A 1,121-nucleotide genomic window follows, 5' to 3' on the forward strand; every position below is an offset into this window, starting at 1 on the left:
ATTGCATCTTCAAATCCTTCTTCTAAAATTTCCATTGCTTTAGGAGCTTTATCTCTATATTCATCTAATACTTGATTTAATAGCATCCTTGCTGTTCTGAGATCTGGTGCTTCAAAATAGGCTTTAGTTTGGCATGTAATTCTTTTTGTAAAGCCCTTGGAGTCTTATCAAGAATATTTCTCATAAAATGTGTTTGGCACCTTTGCCAGGTAGCTCCCTGGAAGTGTCGGCAAATAGCTTGTACAAGTCCCCTATGATGATCGGAAACTACTAAATCAACTCCATGGAGCCCTCTTTGTTTCAGCCATGAAAAGAATTCACTCCAGCTATCTTCTGATTCACTGTCTCCTATCATAAGGCCTAATACTTCCCTATAGCCATCCTCATTTATGCCTACAGCAATTAATACGCTGCGTTGACGAACACGTCCCTCTTCTCTTACTCTTATCACCATCGCATCAACTATGACAAAAGGAAAACTTTTTTCTCTTAAAGGTCTTGAATTCCACGCTGTAATAATGGGATCGAGATTTTTACAAAGCTCAGAAATTGTGGATTTTGAAAATTCAGTCCCACAAAGTTCATAAGTGATTTCTTCGATTTTTCGGGTAGATACTCCATTAACCACCATCTCCATTAGTGCCAATAAAAGTGCTTGTTCACTTCTCTGGTAACGGTTAAAAAGGTCAGTGGTAAATTTGCCATTGCGGAGTCTTGGAACTCTTAAGGTGAGAGTTCCAACCCTGGTAACTAAATTTCTAGAATAATAGCCATTACGATAATCCTGCCTTTCTTCTGTTCTCTCATAAGGTTCAGCTTTAATTTGCTCAGTAGCTTGAGCCACTAGGATTTGATTAAGTACAGACTCTAATAATTTAGCTAACTTTTCATCTTTTGTTCCTTTTACAAAAAGATAATGCAAAATTTCAGAATCTATGGTAATATTGTATTGAGCCATTTCTCATCCCTCCAGTTAGATTTTTGGTTTGTTTCTATTTCTATTCTAACCAGGGGTGGGGAATGGCTCAACCCCTTTTTACACAATTATATAGACTTAACTAACAATTTTATGTTATAATAGAAAAGTGAGAAAATGGAGGTGTAAAACTTGATAGAATTAA

The 1,121-nt window shown here is 36.4% G+C and carries 1 pseudogene; it reads right to left on the reverse strand.

The annotated features are described in order from the left end of the window. Positions 1-958: pseudogene (locus tag M663_RS14575) on the reverse strand (IS256 family transposase); the annotation flags it as partial. Positions 959-1,121 lie beyond the last annotated feature (163 nt).

Source organism: Thermoanaerobacter sp. A7A (assembly GCF_000445185.1).
Taxonomy (GTDB): domain Bacteria; phylum Bacillota; class Thermoanaerobacteria; order Thermoanaerobacterales; family Thermoanaerobacteraceae; genus Thermoanaerobacter.